18 protein-coding genes are annotated in these 17,694 nt (G+C 58.3%); 11 read left to right on the forward strand and 7 right to left on the reverse strand.

Annotation, left to right across the window (positions count from 1 at the left end):
- The first annotated feature begins 108 nt into the window (after positions 1-108).
- From hmeg3_RS10795 to hmeg3_RS10805, 3 genes are all read left to right on the forward strand, one after another.
- Positions 109-1,269: an acyl-CoA dehydrogenase family protein gene (locus hmeg3_RS10795; protein ID WP_094563720.1), complete on the forward strand. Its 1,161-nt coding sequence runs from the start codon at positions 109-111 to the stop codon at positions 1,267-1,269.
- Positions 1,266-2,048, forward strand: a complete 783-nt coding sequence (locus tag hmeg3_RS10800) for an enoyl-CoA hydratase (RefSeq protein WP_094563721.1) — start codon at positions 1,266-1,268, stop codon at positions 2,046-2,048. The genes hmeg3_RS10795 and hmeg3_RS10800 overlap by 4 nt, the downstream gene beginning before the upstream one ends.
- A 205-nt stretch (positions 2,049-2,253) precedes the next feature.
- Positions 2,254-3,399: a mechanosensitive ion channel family protein gene (locus hmeg3_RS10805; protein ID WP_094563722.1), complete on the forward strand. Its 1,146-nt coding sequence runs from the start codon at positions 2,254-2,256 to the stop codon at positions 3,397-3,399.
- Positions 3,400-3,403: 4 nt separating this feature from the next.
- Here hmeg3_RS10805 and hmeg3_RS10810 read toward each other — a convergent pair whose 3' ends face one another.
- The gene (locus tag hmeg3_RS10810; protein ID WP_157739250.1) at positions 3,404-3,907 is read right to left on the reverse strand and encodes a hypothetical protein; all 504 of its coding nucleotides are present in this window, start codon (positions 3,905-3,907) and stop codon (positions 3,404-3,406) included.
- Between the two features lie 268 nt (positions 3,908-4,175).
- On the opposite strand from hmeg3_RS10810, the gene hmeg3_RS10815 reads away from it, so the two are divergent.
- The 5 genes from hmeg3_RS10815 (at position 4,176) to hmeg3_RS10835 (ending at position 9,573) form a co-directional block, all read left to right on the forward strand.
- Complete coding sequence (locus tag hmeg3_RS10815) at positions 4,176-6,596, forward strand: DNA polymerase II (protein ID WP_094563724.1); 2,421 nt, start codon at positions 4,176-4,178, stop codon at positions 6,594-6,596.
- Between the two features lie 134 nt (positions 6,597-6,730).
- Positions 6,731-7,636: a GyrI-like domain-containing protein gene (locus hmeg3_RS10820; RefSeq protein ID WP_232511954.1), complete on the forward strand. Its 906-nt coding sequence runs from the start codon at positions 6,731-6,733 to the stop codon at positions 7,634-7,636.
- Between the two features lie 119 nt (positions 7,637-7,755).
- Positions 7,756-8,637, forward strand: coding sequence for an alpha/beta hydrolase (locus hmeg3_RS10825; protein ID WP_094563725.1), 882 nt, complete (start codon positions 7,756-7,758; stop codon positions 8,635-8,637).
- Positions 8,638-8,685: 48 nt separating this feature from the next.
- Positions 8,686-9,069, forward strand: a complete 384-nt coding sequence (locus hmeg3_RS10830) for a DUF4440 domain-containing protein (RefSeq protein WP_094563726.1) — start codon at positions 8,686-8,688, stop codon at positions 9,067-9,069.
- Between the two features lie 165 nt (positions 9,070-9,234).
- Positions 9,235-9,573, forward strand: a complete 339-nt coding sequence (locus hmeg3_RS10835) for a hypothetical protein (RefSeq protein WP_094563727.1) — start codon at positions 9,235-9,237, stop codon at positions 9,571-9,573.
- A 108-nt stretch (positions 9,574-9,681) separates the two neighbouring features.
- Here hmeg3_RS10835 and hmeg3_RS10840 read toward each other — a convergent pair whose 3' ends face one another.
- The 5 genes from hmeg3_RS10840 to hmeg3_RS10860 all read right to left on the reverse strand — a co-directional run bounded on the left by hmeg3_RS10840 (position 9,682) and on the right by hmeg3_RS10860 (position 13,657).
- The gene (locus tag hmeg3_RS10840) at positions 9,682-10,491 is read right to left on the reverse strand and encodes a metallophosphoesterase (protein WP_094563728.1); all 810 of its coding nucleotides are present in this window, start codon (positions 10,489-10,491) and stop codon (positions 9,682-9,684) included.
- Positions 10,492-10,493: 2 nt separating this feature from the next.
- Positions 10,494-11,471, reverse strand: a complete 978-nt coding sequence (locus hmeg3_RS10845; RefSeq protein ID WP_094563729.1) for a diacylglycerol kinase family protein — start codon at positions 11,469-11,471, stop codon at positions 10,494-10,496.
- 24 nt (positions 11,472-11,495) lie between these two features.
- Positions 11,496-12,212, reverse strand: coding sequence for a phosphatase PAP2 family protein (locus hmeg3_RS10850; RefSeq protein WP_094563730.1), 717 nt, complete (start codon positions 12,210-12,212; stop codon positions 11,496-11,498).
- A 44-nt stretch (positions 12,213-12,256) separates the two neighbouring features.
- The gene (gene fnr / locus hmeg3_RS10855) at positions 12,257-13,021 is read right to left on the reverse strand and encodes a fumarate/nitrate reduction transcriptional regulator Fnr (protein WP_094563731.1); all 765 of its coding nucleotides are present in this window, start codon (positions 13,019-13,021) and stop codon (positions 12,257-12,259) included.
- A 105-nt stretch (positions 13,022-13,126) separates the two neighbouring features.
- Positions 13,127-13,657, reverse strand: coding sequence for an isochorismatase family protein (locus hmeg3_RS10860; RefSeq protein WP_094563732.1), 531 nt, complete (start codon positions 13,655-13,657; stop codon positions 13,127-13,129).
- A 234-nt stretch (positions 13,658-13,891) separates the two neighbouring features.
- Here hmeg3_RS10860 and hmeg3_RS10865 point away from each other — a divergent pair, with 234 nt between their 5' ends.
- Both hmeg3_RS10865 and hmeg3_RS10870 read left to right on the forward strand, forming a co-directional pair.
- A complete protein-coding gene (locus tag hmeg3_RS10865) occupies positions 13,892-15,145 on the forward strand; it encodes an MFS transporter (RefSeq protein ID WP_094566261.1) in 1,254 nt (417 codons plus the stop codon).
- Between the two features lie 50 nt (positions 15,146-15,195).
- On the forward strand, positions 15,196-16,188 hold the full coding sequence (locus hmeg3_RS10870; protein WP_094563733.1) for a GlxA family transcriptional regulator: 993 nt from the start codon (positions 15,196-15,198) through the stop codon (positions 16,186-16,188).
- A 12-nt stretch (positions 16,189-16,200) separates the two neighbouring features.
- Here hmeg3_RS10870 and hmeg3_RS10875 read toward each other — a convergent pair whose 3' ends face one another.
- Positions 16,201-17,124 carry a LysR family transcriptional regulator gene (locus tag hmeg3_RS10875; RefSeq protein ID WP_094566262.1) on the reverse strand — a complete coding sequence of 308 codons (924 nt, stop codon included), beginning with the start codon at positions 17,122-17,124 and terminating at the stop codon, positions 16,201-16,203.
- Between the two features lie 183 nt (positions 17,125-17,307).
- Here hmeg3_RS10875 and hmeg3_RS10880 point away from each other — a divergent pair, with 183 nt between their 5' ends.
- Entirely contained in the window at positions 17,308-17,688 is a 381-nt protein-coding gene (locus tag hmeg3_RS10880; protein ID WP_094563734.1) for a DoxX family protein, read from the forward strand.
- The last annotated feature ends 6 nt before the right edge of the window (positions 17,689-17,694 follow it).

Genomic DNA, 17,694 nt, shown 5'->3' on the forward strand with positions numbered 1-17,694 from the left:
ATGGTCATGGCTTCTCAGGCAGTGCTGTCAATGTCGCCCCGGCGACATCATGGCCGCTGTTTTTACGTTAGTCTTTTGCCAAACACAAAATAGACCTCAGGAGACAACATGGATTTTGAACTGAACGAAGACCAACTGGCCTTCCAGAGCAGCGCACGCGATTTCGCCGCCGGCGAGATGGCTCCCCACGCGGCGAAGTGGGATGAAGAATCGCATTTCCCGGTTGACGTCATCGCCAAGGCAGGCGAACTCGGTTTCTGCGGTTTGTACACGCCGGAAGAGGTCGGCGGCCTCGGTCTGACGCGTCTTGACGCGACCGTCGTGTTTGAAGAACTGGCGCACGCCTGTCCGTCGACGGCGGCTTTCCTGACGATTCACAATATGGTGAGCTGGATGATTGCCTCCTGGGCCACGCCGGAGGTCAAGGCGGCCTGGTGCGGCGACCTGGCCGTGGGCAAGAAGATTGGTTCCTACTGCCTGACCGAACCCGGTTCCGGTTCCGACGCGGCATCGCTCAAAACCACCGCCAAACTGGTGGATGGTCATTACATCGTCAACGGATCCAAGGCCTTTATCTCGGGCGCGGGCGCGACGGACGTACTGGTCGTGATGGCGCGCACCGGTGGTGACGGTGCCAAAGGTATTTCGGCGCTTGTCTTGCCCGCCAATACGCCGGGCATCAGCTATGGCAAGAAGGAAGTCAAGATGGGCTGGAACAGTCAGCCCACGCGCACCATCAGCTTCGACAACGTCAAGGTGCCGGCCAATCACTTGCTGGGGCAGGAAGGCGAAGGCTTCAAGTTCGCCATGAAGGGACTCGACGGCGGCCGTATCAACATCGCCACCTGTTCCGTCGGCGCCGCGCAGGCAGCACTAGATGCCGCACATGCTTACATGAAAGAACGCAAGCAGTTCGGCCGTCCGATCGCCGACTTCCAGGCGCTGCAATTCAAGCTGGCCGACATGCAGACCGAACTGGTCGCAGCACGCCAGATGGTGCGTCTGGCGGCGGTCAAGCTCGACTCCAAGTCCCCCAACGCCACCACCTACTGCGCGATGGCAAAACGTTTCGCCACCGATCTGGGCTTCAAGATCTGTAATGAAGCGCTGCAAATTCACGGCGGCTATGGCTACATCCGTGAATATCCGCTGGAGCGTTATTTCCGTGACGTGCGCGTGCATCAGATTCTGGAAGGCACCAATGAAATCATGCGTGTGATCATTGCGCGCCATCTGCTCAATAACGAATCCAACGAGGATATTCGATGACCAGTTATACCAATTTGCGTCTGGAAGTTGTCGGCCATACTGCCGTCGTCACGCTCGCCCATCCGCCTGCCAACACCTGGACGCGCGAAGGCCTGATCGATATCAAGCGTCTTGTCACCGATCTCAACAACGACCGCAATATCTACAGCATGGTGGTGACCGGCGAAGGCGAGAAATTCTTTTCCGCAGGCGCCGACCTGAAATTGTTCGCCGATGGTGACAAGGCGCTCGCGCGTGAGATGGCGCGCCGTTTCGGCGAGGCGTTTGAGACGTTGAGCCAGTTCCGCGGCGTATCGATTGCGGCCATCAACGGTTATGCCATGGGCGGCGGTCTTGAGTGCGCGTTGGCCTGCGACATCCGCATCGCCGAGGCGCAGGCGCAGATGGCTTTGCCGGAAGCCTCAGTCGGTTTGCTGCCTTGTGCGGGCGGCACCCAGTTGCTGCCGTGGCTGGTCGGCGAAGGCTGGGCCAAGCGCATGATCCTGTGCGGCGAGCGCGTCAACGCCGAGACGGCATTGCGCATCGGCCTGGTGGAAGAAGTCGTGCCGCAAGGTCAGGCAAAACAACGCGCGCTGGAGCTGGCAAAGCAAGTCGACAAGCAAAGCCCATCCAGCGTAACGGCGAGCAAGAAGCTGATCCAGGGCGCGCGCCACAATCCTTTGGCAACGACCTTGCCGGTCGAGCGCGAACTGTTCATCGATCTGTTCGATACGCAGGATCAGAAAGAGGGCGTCAATGCCTTCCTGCAGAAACGTACAGCAGAATGGAAGAATGCCTGAGTACTGACAGTACACCGCCAGATCAAGGGCGTAAGCAAGAAGCAAAGCCGGAAGCAAAAACTTCCGGCTTTTTTATTGCCGTCGCAGTTTATCTGGGACGCTTCATTGGTTGTCAAAAAATCAAGCTGGGGAACTGTCGTCCCTTAATGGCGATCATCTTGTTTGTTACACCTATGCACAAACAGGACACAAACAGGAGTTGCCAATGGAGTTGCCATTTCTTAACGGCGTGGAGCCCGGGCCTTTGCAGTCAGGGTTGATCGTCGCTGCCGCCGCTGTGGTGGCGGTGGTGATCGCCGTCATCCTGCATCGCATCGGCATTGTGCTGGTACGCAAACTGGTGCGCAATCGCCCGTACACCACCAACGTTACCCGCATTGCGTTTCGTGCCAGCCAGGTGTGCGTCGCCTTGTTCGCCATCCGAGTGGTGCTGACGGCCGCGCCGGACGACACGCCGGGTCTGCGGTCTTTGTCTTATCTGTGCACGGTGGCCCTGATACTCGCGCTGACCTGGTTCGTTATGAGATGCATCGTGTCGGTCAGCGCCACGGTGATTCAGCTCAATCCCTACGATGTCGCCGACAACCTCAAGGCGCGCCGCATTTTGACGCAGACAAGGGTGTTGACGCGCAGCGCGTATTTCATCGTCGGTTTGCTGGGGTTCTCGTTTGTGCTGCTGACCTTGCCGGGCGCACGCCAGTTCGGCGCGAGTTTGCTGGCCTCGGCAGGCGTAGCCGGTCTGGTCGCCGGTATTGCTGCAAGGCCGGTGCTGGGGAATTTCATTGCCGGTCTGCAAATCGCTTTCTCGCAGCCGATACGCCTCGACGACGTGCTGATCGTCAATGGCGAATGGGGGCGGGTGGAGGAAATCACTGGTACCTTTGTCGTCGTGCGCATCTGGGATGAGCGGCGCATGATCGTGCCGCTGCAGTGGTTCATTGAAAACCCGTTTGAAAACTGGACGCATACCTCGTCGACCATTCTCGGCACGGTTTTTCTGTGGCTGGATTTTTGCCTGCCGGTGGAGAAGCTGCGCGCCGAATTTGAACGGGTCTGCAAGCAGGCCCCGCAATGGGATGGCCGGGTCTGTGTCTTGCAGGTCACCGATGCCAGCGATCGCGCGATGCAGATCCGCATGCTGGTCAGCGCGCAAAACTCGGGCAATGCTTTCGATTTGCGCTGCGCCATTCGCGAATCGATGATCGCCTTCATCGCCAGGGATTATCCGGAAGCCTTGCCGAGATTGCGGTCAGCCATTGATCCGGTGGAGATCGGCGCATCGTCTGATCAAGGCCGAAATCTTGCCGATCGCCTCGGTGACATCATTGACGGCTCACCGCGTCAGGCGTGATGCGTCACTCGGGTGGTGTCTCACGTCCGGCGGATACTTTGACCTTGTCCACGTCTTCCGATGCGATCAGCAAGGTGTAGATCCCGGCGGGGAGATGGAATTTCAAGGCCTTGTGAATCCCGGCGCAGCGCAGGCCGTGATTGAAGGTAAGTGGTTCCAGCGCTTGCTTGCCATTCGTGTCGTCGATGACATCCATCCATGCCGGTGCGTCGGCGGCGACCCAGTAGTCGCCTTCGGTCTCGATACGCCAGCCGTAGCGGTTGGTGAAGCGCATCGCGTTCTTCGACTTGACCGCCAGCTTGCCGTATTTGGTCTCGGCTTCATCCACTGGCAGTAGCATCAGCGTCACGGGCACAAAACCGTCGGTGAATGCCGCGGTGGTTTCGGTGCGTGCATTGTTCCACTGCGCCTGCATGGCGCCGATGACCGGATTGGCGCTGACGCAGGCTTCTTGTGCGCGGGCGGTCGAGGCCAGCAGTGACAGCGCGAATAATAAGCTCAGTGACAAGCGGAGAATCGGCGTTTTCATCATGGCGACAGAAGGAGGCAGCAACAGGGTGTAGAGGCGAATAATATAAGTCGCTGGTTTGCAGGATGCAATATCGTTTTATCCTGCACGCAACAACGTGCGCACGTCTTTCAACGCCGCGAGAGTGCGCTGCCTCAGGTGAATCCGCCGCGAATCCCCTATACTTTGCGGCTTCGTAAAATAATGCAAAGAACCTCCGCGTTCACCGTCCCATCTCGGGATAGGGCGCAAAGAAAGCCGTCAAGCAATGCAGCAACCGTTACCTGATCAATCCAGCCTATCCAGCCAGCAGCAGGGCTTTGTCCTGACCCGGCATTGGCGCGACACGCCTGCCGGGACGGAAGTCGAGTTCTGGCTGGCGACGGACGAGGGGCCGCGGCTGGTGCGATTGCCGATGCAAAAGTCGGTGGCGTTTATCCCGGCAGAGCAACGCGAGCAGGCCGAGAAGGTATTGCGCAATGAGCGCAATTACGAATTGCGCCCACTTGAACTGACCGACTTCCAGCGCCGTCCGGTGCTGGGATTGTATTGCCAGCAACACCGGCAACTGATGAAGATCGACAAGCTGCTCAAGGAATACGGCATCAGCGTCTACGAAGCCGACATCCGCCCGCCGGAACGTTATCTGATGGAACGCTTCATCACGGCGCCGGTGCAGTTCAGCGGAGAGCAGAGCGAAAAAGCGGGCAGCGCCAAAACGCCCTTGCTGAATGTCCAGCTCAAACCAGCACCGGATTACCGTCCGCAACTGAAACTGGTGTCGCTGGATATCGAGACAACCATGCACGGCGATCTTTATTCGATCGCACTGGAAGGTTGCGGACAGCGGCAGGTCTACATGCTCGGCCCGCCGAACGGCGACGCGTCCTGTATCGACTTCGGCATGGAGTATTGCGACAGCCGCCAGCTGATGCTGGAAAAACTCAATCAATGGATGGCGCGACACGATCCCGACGTCATCATCGGTTGGAACGTGGTGCAATTTGATCTGCGCGTATTGCAGGAACATGCCGAGCGCTTCAAGACGCCGTTGCGCTTCGGTCGCGACGGCAGCGAGCTGGAGTGGCGCGAACACGGTTACAACGAGAATCACTATTTTGCGTCGGCGGCAGGCCGCCTGATCATCGACGGCATCGAGTCATTGCGCGCGGCGACCTGGAATTTCCCCTCCTTCAGTCTGGAATCGGTTGCGCAGACGTTGCTGGGCGAGGGCAAGGCGATCGACAACGCCTATCAGCGCATGGACGAAATCGACCGGCGCTTTGCCGAAGACAAGCCGGCACTGGCGGTCTACAACCTCAAGGATTGTGAGCTGGTCACGCGGATTTTCGCCAAGACGCAATTGCTGGATTTCATGCTGGAACGCGCTTCGGTGACCGGCTTGCCCGCAGATCGCACCGGTGGTTCGGTGGCGGCGTTCAGTCATCTGTATATGCCGCACATGCATCGCCAGGGCTTTGTCGCCCCCAATCTTGGCGATACGCCGCCGGAGTCAAGCCCGGGCGGCTTCGTCATGGATTCGCAGGCGGGCCTCTATGACTCGGTGCTAGTGCTGGATTACAAGAGCCTGTATCCGTCCATCATTCGTACCTTTCTGATTGATCCCGTGGGCCTGATCGAGGGGCTGGCGCATCCGGATGACGCAGACTCGATACCGGGATTTCGCGGTGCGCGCTTCTCGCGCACCAAGCACAGCTTGCCGGCCATCATCGCAAAAATCTGGCAGGGACGCGAAGTCGCCAAGCGTCAGCAAAACAAGCCTCTGTCGCAGGCCTTGAAAATCATCATGAACTCCCTGTATGGCGTGCTCGGCGCGACCATCTGCCGCTTCTTCGATGCGCGGCTGGCGTCGTCGATCACCATGCGCGGCCACGAGATCATGCATCGCACCCGTGAGCTGATCGAGGCGCAGGGTTATCAGGTGATTTACGGTGATACCGACTCTACCTTTGTCTGGCTGAAATCGGCGCATGGCGAGCAGGAAGCCGATGCCATCGGCAATGCGCTGGTGCAGCACGTCAACGGCTGGTGGCGTGCCCATCTGCAGGAGCAATACGGACTGGATAGTGCGCTGGAGCTGCAATACGAAACACATTACCGCCGCTTTCTCATGCCCAACGTGCGCGGTACCGACTTCGGCAGCAAGAAGCGCTACGCAGGCATGATCGTCAAGCCCGACGGCAGCGAGGAAATGGTCTATAAGGGGCTGGAAACCGTGCGCACCGACTGGACGCCGTTGGCGCAGCAGTTCCAGCAAGAACTGTATCGGCGCATCTTCCGGCGTGAGTCTTACCAGTCCTATGTGCGCGACTACGTGGCAAGCACGCTGCGTGGTGAACGCGACGATGCGCTGGTCTACCGCAAGCGTTTGCGCCGTCCGTTGGACGCCTACGAGCGCAATGTGCCGCCACACGTGCGCGCGGCGCGTATGGCGGACGAATTGAACCGTGAGCAGGGACGTCCGCTGCAATATCAGAACCGTGGCTGGATCAGCTATGTCATGACCACAACAGGCCCGGAACCATTGGAGATGCCTGAGACGCGGCGTTCGGCGATCGACTACGACCACTACGTCACGCGTCAGTTGCAGCCGGTGGCGGACGCCATCCTGCCTTTTTTGCAGGATGACTTTGCGGCACTGATTACGGGGCAAAAAGAGTTGTTCTGAGCAATCGGTGATGCGAATTCAATGCATTGAGCAAGATCGGTCAGGTCGCTGTGATCGTATTTCGATAATCTTTGGATTCCAGGTTCGAGGGAAAACAGATGAATGGCCATATGGACGATGATGCAGGTGATAATTTGAACGGAGCAATGCCCGGACGCGAAGACAGCCAAGTCTCTAGCCGCTTCTACAGCCGATTCCGCAAGGTTCTTGACCATATCGACAATCACCTCGATGGCGATTTGTCGGTGGAGCGGCTGAGCAGCGTGGCGGCATTTTCGAAGTATCACTTTCATCGGCAGTTCACCGGCTTGTTCGGCGTCAACGTGTATCGCTACGTGCAGTTGAGGCGTATGCGGCGCGCCTCGTATCAATTGGCGTTTCGGGATGATCAGATCATCGACATCGCATTGGCCAATGGCTACGAAACACCCGAATCGTTTTCCCGCGCATTCAAGAAGGAGGGCGGTCAGTCACCGTCCGGTTTTCGCGAACAGCCGCAGTGGGATCCCTGGCATGCCATCTATCAATCATTGAAAGAACTGAGGATCATCACCATGCAGAATACGTATAGCGCTGAAGACGTCAAGATCGTCGATTTCAACGTTACACGGGTTGCCGCATTCGAGCATCGCGGCGATCCGCGCGGTATTGGCGACTCGGTGCGTCACTTTATTGACTGGCGCAAGCAACACCACCTGCCGCCTTCTGTCAGTGCAACTTTTAACATCCTCTACGACAATCCTGCCGAGGTAGCGCCGCAAGATTTTCGTCTCGATATTTGTGCCGCCACGGCGCAAGCGATAGGGGTGAATTCCACAGGCATCGTCGAGAAGATAATTCCCGCCGGCCGCTGTGCAGTGCTGCGGGTTACCGGGCCGGAAGAAATGCTGGAGCAGGCAGCGCGCTATCTGTACCTGGAGTGGTTGCCGCAGAGCGGCGAAGAGCTGCGGGACTTTCCGTTGTTTGCGCAGCGTATCAGGTTCTTTCCGGATGTCCCGGAAGGCGAGGCTGTACTTGATCTATTTTTACCGATTTGCTGAAGTGAAAAGAGGTCGGGTTGCCGTTGATGTGGTCACTTTGCCATTGAAAACTTAGTTCCTCCTGATGGTGTCATACCTTGCAACGACACTCTGAATGATTAAACGATGAAGGTAGAGATATGAGTCTGTCCGGCAAGATACTAATGGTGGTTGGCGTGCTGATCCTGGCCGGCGGTAGTCTGGTGGCCTGCTCGCCACTGAAGGTGCTCAATGCGGTGACGCCGGACGCTGCTTATCAGAAGACCGCAGATATTCCTTACGGCGCTAATCCGCGGCAGAAACTCGATATCTATGTTCCTCGCGAGCCGGCGGCCGGCAAAGCGCCGCCTGTCGTGGTGTTTTTCTACGGCGGCAGCTGGAATGACGGCAGCCGCAAGGATTACGACTTCGTCGGCGAGGCGCTGAGTTCGCGTGGATTTATCGTGGTGGTGGCGGATTACCGTGTTTATCCGGAGGTGAAGTATCCGGAGTTTCTTAAAGACAGCGCGCAGGCTGTCGCATGGACGCTTCAGCACGCCGGAGAATACGGCGGCGACCTGAAACGCGTCTTTGTCATGGGGCATAGCGCTGGGGCATATAACGCGGCCATGGTCGCCCTGGATGCGCGCTGGTTGAAAGGAGCGGGTGTCTCGCCGCGGCAATTGTGCGGTTGGATTGGTCTTGCCGGGCCCTACGATTTTCTGCCGATTGAAAATGCCGATGTCAAACCCGTATTCTGGTTTCCCGATTCACCGCTGGATTCGCAGCCGGTGCGGCATGTCGGCGATGACAGCCCGGCTGCCTTGCTGATTGCTTCGCACAAGGACAAGATCGTCAATGCCGTGCGCAATACCGGTGGCATGGCGCAGCTGTTGCGGGATCATCGCGTGCCTGTCGAGGAAATCTATTTTGACAATACAAGCCACGCGACGCTTGTTGCGAGCCTGTCGCGTCCGTTTCGCCATCTTGCGCCGACACTGGATCGTATTGCGGATTTCATTGAAAATACGCCATCTAGATAAGATCGTTGTATGAAGAGGTCCGCAGCGGCAACCATAGCGATAACCATCATGATGCCAGAACGAAAGACCCCGGAAAGTTTGCTGTCGGTGCAAGAGCAACTGATCGCACGTGAACCGATTTTTCATCGTCCGGAGTTTGGCGTTACCCGCGCTGATTTCGAAGCAATGATGGCCGAGGAATTCTGGGAAACCGGCGCCTCCGGCCAGCGCTACAGCAAGCAATTCATTCTCGACACCTTGGTGGCGCGCCACGCACAGCAGCATGACGACCCTTGGGAAACTTCTGATTTTTATTGTCAGCAAATTGCACCGGACAATTTTTTACTGACGTATACGTTGACACAAGGGGAGCGCATCACGCAGCGCATGACCTTATGGCGGCGAGAGTCGACGCGCTGGCTGATTGTCTATCATCAAGGGACGGTGGCCTGAATTCCGCGTTCTTCCTGGTGACTTCCCTGTTCGTCTTACGTGGTGGCAGTCGTTCCTCTGACGATGGCAAGGGACTCGCTCTGACTTCATTTCCTTGAAGATGCTCTTAAGATGGACTCACGCCGGGCGCATTGCAGCGGCGACCACTAATCCAAGGAGATACCTATGAAAAAGCAACTCGTTCTGTTGTTGATGGCCGGCGCATTGAGTGCCGGTGCACACGCTCAGACCAAGGGCGGCGAAGGCGACACCAAGGCTGGCGCCGGCGCCAATAGCGCCAATGAAGTCGCGACAATGCGCAAGGCAAGTCGCGCGCAACCAAGTCGGCAGAACGCAAGGAAAAACGCGCCGCTGAAGCCGGCGCCAAGACGCCGACCTCTGGTGGCGATGGCGACGACAAGAGTATTCCAGCCAATAGCCCGAACATGCCAGGTAATCCAGGCGCGAAGAAATAAGTTCTGGAATAACGCTTCAGTGCAAAGAGACTGGATCTTGGATGGATAAAAAAAGCGCCTGATTCGAGGCGCTTTTTTACTTCCTCCAGACCAGATTTTGCGCTGGATTCTTAGTTGGAATTCAGGCGAAAACGCAGGCGAAAACGCAGGCGGGAACTCAGGCCGTAAACCATTCGTTGCCGCGTTGCTCGAACTCTTGCGTGGACGTTTGGACAAATTTTCCTTCCTCGCCTTGCCAATGCATGCGTTCAACGGCAATGCGATGCGGCTCCACGCGCAAGACGTTGAACGAGTTTGCTTCACCGCGGCTGCGCGTGGAAGTGGCGGTGCCGGCTTGAACCACCAATGCGGAATAGCCCGCGATGTCGTAGCGTCCTGCGCTGCTCGCGGCGGAACTGGTATGCACGTGTCCGGCGAGCAGAACGTCGGCGCCGCAGATCGAAAATGCGCGCATGGCCGGCAAGGCTTTGCCGACCAGATCGTGATGCTGAGGGCCGGGTGGCAGATCGAAGGGATGATGGGTGACGATGATCTTGACGACATGGTCGCCGACTGCCGCCAGCTCACGGCGCGCTAATTCGATCTGGCGATCATTGACGCGCCCATCTTTAATGGTCAGTGAGCGCGCAGTATTAATGCCGATCACTGCAATCTCTTCATCGATAAAAATCGGCTGCAACTGCTGCGTGATATAGCGGCGATATTTCGTCAACGGGCGGAAAAAACGCGCCATCACATTGAACAGCGGCACGTCGTGATTCCCCGGCACCACGATTTGCGGTTGCGGCAAGGCGTCGAGAAACTGGCGCGCCTCCATGAACTGTTCGGATTTTGCCCGTTGCGTCAGATCGCCGGAAACGACGATCAGGTCCGGTGCAATCTCGTGTATCTGCGCAACGATGGGAGCAATCAGCGCCTCGTCGATGCGGCCGAAATGGAGGTCGGAGAGATGAACGATGGTACGCATGATCAAGCCTCCTCGGTAGTTGTGGACGTGGCATTGACCGGCGCCGGTGCGGTCGTGCCCGTATTGGGCACGATGACAGTCAGCGACGCGGGATTGATGCGATAGCGCAATGGCGTCTGCATGATGTTGACTTCGCCGTCAGTAGCGACGCGTAGCCGTTTCGCGCGGCGAAGGTGGGTTTCAATTTCGATCTCGGTAGTGCTGAGTATGTCGAAATCCCGCGCTTCCTTCAGCTTGCCGAACAAGGCGTGCAGCGCCAGGCGCACCAGCCCGAGCCGGCCGGTGCGATGGCAGACATAGAGGCTCAGCTTGCCGGCGGAAAGGGTTTTGCGGGTGCCGATGTTAAGGCCATCCATCAGATATTCGTTGTTGCCGATAAAGACGAAGGGCGTGCGCCGATGATGTTCGGCGTTATCGATGCGTAGTCGCACATCGAGGAAGGGATACCGCCGCAACGCTTCCATGGCGGCCCAGCAGAAGGCCAGCCACTTGCCGCGCCCGAGGCGGCTTTGCTGTTTTTCCCGATCGCGCACGATGTCCGGATAGAGACCCAGGCTGGAGTTGTTGATGAACAGCACGCCGTTGACTTCGCCGGTATCGATGGCCAGCGGGCTGCCTTGGGCGACGGTGCGGATGGCATCCTCCAGTACGAGTGGAATGTGCAGGTCCTTGGCAAAATGGTTGAGCGTGCCCAGAGGCAGCACGCCGAAGGCTGACCGGCTGCCGGCGACTTTCGAGGCGACAGCGTTGACGCTGCCGTCGCCGCCACCGGCGACGACGATTTCCGCGCCTTCCTGTACGGCTTTCTCTGCCGCACTGATGAGTTGTGCGCCGTCTTCGGCCAGCGTGACGTGGGCTTGTATTTCGTAATGCTGGAAACCGTCGATGATGCGTTGGGCTAATTCTTGTGCATGGCCGGCGCCGGCGTGGGCGTTGATGATGACGGCAATGTGGCGGGACGATTCTGGCTTTACTGTCATGGGCATTCTATTAGCACTTCGGAATCAGTTTGAAGACATTCGCGCCGATTGGTGCCGCTGTATCGTAAAAATAATCGTTGTCCAAAAAGCAACCCATCCCCAGCCTTCCAGCATGGCGGCGATCACGTCGCTAAAGAAATGTGCGCCGAGATAGATACGGCTTAGCCCTGTCAGCGCAGTCAGCGCAACTGCTGCGGCAACGACAGGCAAGCGTCGTTGTGCGCCGGCCGGCTGCGTCGTCAGCCAGGCCGCCAGCACGCTGTAGAACACTGCTGCACCGATGGTGTGACCGCTTGGAAAGCTGTAACTTTGCAAGACCAGAATAGGCTGGTCGAATTGCGGTCGCATGCGCTGGAAGATGAATTTCAATCCATAGTTAAACAGCATGCCGCCCGGCACCGATACGAGCAGAACCAGCAACCACACCCAGGCTTTGTCGCGGATCAGCCGCGCTGCCAGCAGGGCGCTCATGGAAAGAATCCCGATGGTGCCGTGCAGATGGGTGAAAGCCAGCACGGCAATCGTCAAGTTGCTGGAAGCACGGACGTGAAACCAGTCGGCAATCCGTTGATCGAGATCCGGCAGGGTGCCTGGGCGAAGCGCGTGCAAGGCGACCAGCGCAAACAACGCCATAGTGCAGAGTGCAGTCAGGATGCCGGTGGTCAGCGGCAGGCCGAGATAATGATCCCGGGCCAGCCGGGCTTGCAGGAAGGATGGTTTGACTGTGTCTTGATTGGCCATGCGTTTGTGGTTGTGTTGAAGTCCTTTGCCGGTTCTACGGCAGATCAGCAGGCCGGCGTACCCAGCGCAATCGACCGCAGCGCAGGCAAGTCCAGCAGTTCCAGATCGCGATGATTCACGTCGACGATGCCGTTCTTCTTGAAGCTGGACAACAGGCGACTGACGCTCTCGACGGCGAGGCCAAGATAATTGCCGATTTCTTCACGCGTCATCCGTAGCTGGAAGCGCGTGGCCGAATAGCCGCGTGTGGCATAGCGTGACGACAGGTTGACCAGGAAGGCAGCGAGTTTTTGCTGGGCGCTCATGTTGTTGAGCGCCAGCATGACGCCTTGCTCGCGTGAGATTTCCTTGCTCATGATGCGGTGAAACTGGCGCAGCAACACGGGCATGTCCTGAAACAGGGCTTCAAGCTGGCCGAACGGGATCTCGCAGACTTCGCTGTCTTCCAGCGCCACGGCCTCGCATTGGTGGCGGCTGGTGCCGATGGCATCCATGCCCAGCAACTCGCCGGCCATCTGGAAACCGGTGATCTGCTGGCTTCCATTGCTGTTCATCTGATAGGTCTTGAAATGGCCCAGGCGAATTGCGTACAGCGTATTGAAGGTATCGTCCATGCGGTACAGGCTTTGATCGCGTTTGACGCGGCGACGGCGCCCGATGATCTGATCAAGGCGAAGCATGTCGGCTTCATCCAGGCCCATGGGCAGGCACAACTGGTGCATGCTGCACGCAGCACAACCTGCCTGAAGCGCCTGGACGGTAAGCATTGGTGCGGTCAATATCGGCGCGGTATTGGTGGAACTGGACATACTGTTTTGTGCTCCTCAGCAATAACATAGTTGCGAGCTTGTCTGGCTTGATCTGGCCTGGCGGCAGGGTAGCTTGCTTAATAATTACATAATCTTGGTAAGAGTTTACTTGATTAGCTTAAGTACTTCGCGAAATAAGGGGTGGCGGCTGTCTCGCATCCATTCGAACGCCACCATCTCCAGCGTCACCAGATGCGCGCCGGCCTGTGCCAGACGGGTGAAGGCCGCGTCGCGGTCGGTGATCTTGCGCGAACCCGTGGCGTCCGTCACTACCCATACACGATAACCGTTCTGCAGCAGCGTCATCGCGGTTTGCAGCATACAGACGTGTGCTTCGCAGCCGCTGATGACGACTTCCTTGCACGCCGACAAAAAGGCCGCCGGCAGACCGTCGACACAGGCGTCGAAGTGCGTCTTGACCAAGGTGCGGTCGCACAGGCGTTTGATGTCGGGATGATTCACGCCCAGTTTGTCGGGAGTCTGTTCGGTCGCAATGACCGGCAGGCCGAGAAGGCTGGCGATGGTCGCCAGTTTGATGTTCTGCGCCAGGACGGCAGCGCCGTCGTGGATGGCAGGCATCAGCTTTTCCTGCACGTCGATGATCAGCAAGGCGGATTCATTGGCATTCATCAGCATAAGCACTCCTCAGGTGTTCTTCCGCATGGGTTCGCACGGCCGCGCCGGAGGCGTTGGCAGAAATTGAAAGTTTTGTGTCATTGACGACATTGTGCGTGGATTCGACAATTTCACTTGCATATCCGTGTCGGCAGTTGTTGAGCCGACTTTCGCAGAGTCTAGCTAATTTCAGTATAGGGATGGAACGTGAGCTTGCCAAAATCACATCAAGATCAACATGATAGCCAGCCTTCCTTGAGCGAGGCTCGTGAGGATTACAAGGCTGATGAAACAGGCGGCGTCACGGCAGGGTATCGCAATGCCCGTATCTTGGCTATATGCCAGGGCTTGTTCACTTGCGCTATCTCGATCGATCTGACCCTGACCGCGCTGACCGGCTATCAGTTGGCTCCCGACAAGTCGCTGGCGACTTTACCTTTCGCCTTGATTACTGTGGCCGGCGCGGTCGTGACGTGGTTCGCGGCTTTTCTGATCCAGCGGCTGGGACGGAGGCTCAGTTTCGCGCTGGGCGCGCTGGCAGGGGCTGTCGGCGGGGCCATTTCAGTGTGGTCGGTGTTCAATGGGCATTTCTGGAGTTTTTGTATCGGCACGGCGGGCGTCGGCGTGTTTCAGGCCTTTGCCCAGTACTACCGGTTAGCCGCCGCCGATGCGGTCGGGCCTGAACTCAAGAGCAGGGCAATTTCCACCGTACTCACCGGCGGCGTGATTGCTGCGGTGCTGGGGCCGGCGCTCGCCGCTTGGAGCAAAGACTTGTTTCCGACAGCCTTGTTTTCCGGCGCCTATCTGATGGTGGCCTTGCTCAGCCTGCTGTCGATGATCGTGTTGCTGGCGTTCTACCGCGATGTGGAAAATATCGACGCCGCCATCGACACAGCCATGTCCGCATCACAAGCGCCGCCGCGTTCAACCGGTGAAATCGCACGTCAGCCGGTGTTCATCGCGGCGCTGGCAAACAACGTCGTCGGCTCAATGGTGATGATGTTCATCATGACCGCCGCACCCTTGGCTGCGGTGGCTTGCCATCACGGTATCAATGATGGCGCCAACATCATTCAGTGGCATCTGGTCGGGATGTACGCGCCGTCGTTCTTTGCCGGTCACTTGATCAAACGCTTTGGACTGGGGCCGATTGTGCTCAGCGGCGTGGTGCTGAATCTGGCGTGCGCGCTGATCGCTACGGCGTCGACGACTTTGCCGGCGTTCTATGTCGCCTTGCTGTGCCTGGGCATCGGCTGGAATTTCATGTTCGTCGGCGGTACGACCTTGCTGGCGCAATCGTATCGTCCCAACGAGCGTGCCAGGGCGCAGGGGCTGTCGGAATTTTTACGCTATGCTGCTACCGCGCTGGCGACGCTGGCTGCGGGGCCGCTGCTGGAGCACTACGGCTGGCAGGCGCTCAACATCGCCATCTTGCCTTTGCTGGCAGTGTGCGCGATTCTCAGCATGCGCTGGATGGCGGCAGGCTCCAAAAAAACCGTTGTGGCCTGATCAGTAGCCATAGCGCGCGGCATCATTTACTTCAGAAACACGGGAATATCATGAAGCACGGTAAGACCTTGCGCGTTGTCTTGTTGGCCTATCCGGGCATGAACCTGATCGACCTCAGCGGTCCGCTGCAAACCTTCGTGACCGCCAGCCGTACCGCACTGTCCGCAGGCGTGAGCGAGCCGCGCCCCTTGTATGAAGTCCATGTCTTGTCCTCGCAAGGCGGTCCGCTGCTGACGGGGGCAGGTCTGACCGTGATGACGGAGCCGCTGGAAGCTTTCGAAGGCCAAAGCATGGACACGCTGATCGCACCGGGCGGCAGTATCGGCGAAACCTTTCAGGCCGATCCGGCATTGGTGGCATGGATAGGCCGTCATGCCGGTAAGGCGCGCCGGGTGTGTTCCGTCTGCACGGGCGCATTTCTGCTTGCCGCCGCGGGATTGCTAAAAGGCAGACGCGTGACTACGCACTGGGACTGGGCCTTGCGGCTGCAACAGCAATATCCGGACATCGACGTCGACCCTGAACCGATCTTCATCCGCGAAGGGGATGTCTGGACCTCGGCCGGCGTCACGGCCGGCATCGATCTGGCGCTGGCACTGGTGGAAGAAGACTATGGGCACAAGGTCGCGATAGCGACGGCGCGGCAACTGGTGATGTTCATCAAACGGCCGGGCGGGCAGTCGCAGTTCAGCGTGCCGCTGGTGTCGCAATCATCCGAAAACGCGCGCTTCGCCGAGCTGCACGCCTGGATTGCCTCTAATTTGAAAAACGACCTGCGGGTGGAAAATCTCGCCAACCGCGTCAACATGAGTCCGCGTACTTTCGCACGTACTTATGTCGCCGAGCAAGGGCGCACGCCAGCCAAGACGGTCGAGACGATGCGATTGGAAGCCGCTTGCCGCGCACTGGAAGAAACCGACCTGCCGCTCAAGAGCATCGCCACCGAAACCGGCCATGGCGAAGAACAGAACCTGCGGCGCGTGTTTCAGCGCCAGCTTGGCGTGAGCCCGGCGCAGTACCGCAGCCGGTTTTCTGCGCACTAGCATCAACAATCTCTATTCGATGACGCTGATCCCATCCAGCGTCTTCAACGCCGCCAGCGAGTCCAGCCACCATGACAAGGCCGGCCCCGCGCGATAGTCGGGCCGGTAAACACACTGGATCGGCAGCGCCATGCCTTCCGGCGCATGCTGCGAGGTCAGGATTCTGACCAGCTTGCCGTTTTGCAGATCGTCTTTCACCACATGCTGCGGCATGTAACCCCAGCCCATGCCGGCGCGCAGCAGGGCGTGTTTGGTGCCGAGATCGCTCATGCGCCAGGACAGGCGCGAGTGCACCGAGAAATCCTGACGTGCCGTCAGTTCGCTGCGGTCGCTGAGCACCAGTTGCGTCTGTTGCGCCAGCAGCTTGTCGGGGATTCGTCCTTTGACTGCCGCCAGCGGATGCTGGGGCGAGACGACGCCGACCACCATCACGCTGGGCAGGCTCACGCGCAACAGATTGGGTGGCGTGGTCGGCAGGGTGCCGAGAATGCCGAGCATGGAGCGGCCGTCGAGCACGCGTTCCGCTACAGCGCCCAGCGCTTCGATTTCCAGTCGCACCGTCACAGCAGGAAAGGCGTCGCGAAAGCGCCGCAGCAGATCCACCAGACAGTCGGTGGGAAAGAACACGTCCACCGCCAGCGCCACTTCCAGCTCCTGTCCCTGTGAAAACGCATTGGCGCGCACCTGCAGCGAGTCCACCTGATCCAGTACCTGGCGTGCGTCGCGCAGCAAGGCTTCGCCCGCGTCCGTCAGTTGCGGACGGTAACCACTGCGGTCGAACAAGGAGACATTGAGCTGGCTTTCCAGCGTGCCGATGGCGTAGCTGACCGCCGACTGAGCGCGGGCAAGGATGCGGGAAGCCGCCAGAAAGCTGCCGCTGTCGGCGACCTGGACGAAGACGCGTAGCTGGTCGAGGGAGAAGCGTTCTATGTTCATCATGGCAACACTATCTATTTATTAGATATTGATTATAGAAAAATAATCAATTTCATGTTGCGCTTATTCGCATTATTCTTACTCTGCATTCTGATTCAAGAGTTTCAGAGTTTTAAGAGTTAAGCCTTACCAACCAAACACTTACTTGTACTTTATCCAAAACAATTTTTAGGGAGTTTCATCATGACCATTTCCAAATCCACTTATACCTTCGGCCGCATCCTGCTGGCTTCGCTGTTCGTCGTCTCCGGCATTTTCAAGATCATCGGCTTTGCCGGCACGGTCGGCTACATGGGCAGCCTCGGTCTGCCGGTGCCGACACTGGCCGTCATCGTGACGATCTTCGTCGAAGTCGGCGCCGGTCTGGCACTGATGAGCGGCAGCCGTCTGGCCCGTCCGGCAGCGTTGCTGATCGCGATCTTCACCGTTGGCGCAACGCTGGCCGCACACCGTTTCTGGGCTGTTGATCCAGCTGCGATGCAAGGCCAACTGACCAACTTCCTGAAGAACTTGTCGATCATCGGCGGTCTGCTGGTTTTCTGGTCGATCAAGCCAACTGAGTAATTGAAT

Source organism: Herbaspirillum sp. meg3 (assembly GCF_002257565.1).
In the GTDB taxonomy this organism is placed as follows: Bacteria; Pseudomonadota; Gammaproteobacteria; order Burkholderiales; family Burkholderiaceae_D; genus Herbaspirillum.

Excerpts from the sequence above, each read along its gene's own strand:
- hmeg3_RS10830 (WP_094563726.1), top strand. The coding sequence starts at position 8,686 with ATGATGCCAGAACGAAAGACCCCGGAAAGTTTGCTGTCGGTGCAAGAG.
- hmeg3_RS10875 (WP_094566262.1), bottom strand. The coding sequence starts at position 17,124 with ATGAACATAGAACGCTTCTCCCTCGACCAGCTACGCGTCTTCGTCCAG.
- hmeg3_RS10880 (WP_094563734.1), top strand. The coding sequence starts at position 17,308 with ATGACCATTTCCAAATCCACTTATACCTTCGGCCGCATCCTGCTGGCT.
- hmeg3_RS10845 (WP_094563729.1), bottom strand. The coding sequence starts at position 11,471 with ATGACAGTAAAGCCAGAATCGTCCCGCCACATTGCCGTCATCATCAAC.
- hmeg3_RS10835 (WP_094563727.1), top strand. The coding sequence starts at position 9,235 with ATGAAAAAGCAACTCGTTCTGTTGTTGATGGCCGGCGCATTGAGTGCC.
- fnr (WP_094563731.1), bottom strand. The coding sequence starts at position 13,021 with ATGTCCAGTTCCACCAATACCGCGCCGATATTGACCGCACCAATGCTT.
- hmeg3_RS10840 (WP_094563728.1), bottom strand. The coding sequence starts at position 10,491 with ATGCGTACCATCGTTCATCTCTCCGACCTCCATTTCGGCCGCATCGAC.
- hmeg3_RS10805 (WP_094563722.1), top strand. The coding sequence starts at position 2,254 with ATGGAGTTGCCATTTCTTAACGGCGTGGAGCCCGGGCCTTTGCAGTCA.
- hmeg3_RS10795 (WP_094563720.1), top strand. The coding sequence starts at position 109 with ATGGATTTTGAACTGAACGAAGACCAACTGGCCTTCCAGAGCAGCGCA.
- hmeg3_RS10870 (WP_094563733.1), top strand. The coding sequence starts at position 15,196 with ATGAAGCACGGTAAGACCTTGCGCGTTGTCTTGTTGGCCTATCCGGGC.
- hmeg3_RS10800 (WP_094563721.1), top strand. The coding sequence starts at position 1,266 with ATGACCAGTTATACCAATTTGCGTCTGGAAGTTGTCGGCCATACTGCC.
- hmeg3_RS10860 (WP_094563732.1), bottom strand. The coding sequence starts at position 13,657 with ATGCTGATGAATGCCAATGAATCCGCCTTGCTGATCATCGACGTGCAG.
- hmeg3_RS10850 (WP_094563730.1), bottom strand. The coding sequence starts at position 12,212 with ATGGCCAATCAAGACACAGTCAAACCATCCTTCCTGCAAGCCCGGCTG.
- hmeg3_RS10815 (WP_094563724.1), top strand. The coding sequence starts at position 4,176 with ATGCAGCAACCGTTACCTGATCAATCCAGCCTATCCAGCCAGCAGCAG.
- hmeg3_RS10825 (WP_094563725.1), top strand. The coding sequence starts at position 7,756 with ATGAGTCTGTCCGGCAAGATACTAATGGTGGTTGGCGTGCTGATCCTG.